Origin of the sequence: Mesorhizobium sp. M2A.F.Ca.ET.039.01.1.1 (assembly GCF_003998035.1) — a bacterium.
Lineage (GTDB): Bacteria > Pseudomonadota > Alphaproteobacteria > Rhizobiales > Rhizobiaceae > Mesorhizobium.
Window position 1 is genome coordinate 1 of the sequence record NZ_RZRY01001592.1, and the last position, 399, is coordinate 399.

General features: G+C 68.2%; 1 pseudogene. It reads right to left on the reverse strand.

The annotated features are described in order from the left end of the window. Nucleotides 1-399: pseudogene (locus EOA24_RS41070) on the reverse strand (RNA pseudouridine synthase); the annotation flags it as partial.

The following is a 399-nucleotide window of genomic DNA, read 5'->3' on the forward strand; positions in this document are numbered from 1 at the left end:
GCCGAACCCCGCACGGGGCTTGTCGCCAAAACCACCGCGAGGTTTGTCGCCGAAACCGCCGCGCTCCGGCTTCGGACCGCGCTCGCCGAAGGCCATGTAGGGCTTGGTCGAAAGCTTGCCCAGCGCCTCGTCGCGGCTGCCTTCGCGGCGCTTGCGGGCCTTGATCAGCCCGCCCTCGCCGATCGGCCGGCGATCGACGCCATCGCGCGGGAATTTTGGCCGTTCGGCCTCATCGCGTCTCGGTTCGGTGCGGCGCACCGGTTTGTTGGAAAAGGGCTTTTGGATCTCGGCGTCGAAATTGGCGCCGGATTCCTCGACCAGGCGCTCGCCGAGCTGGTCGCGCAGCACGCGGCCCTTGATCTCCATCACGTGGCCCTCCGGCAGGTCCTCGAGCTGGAA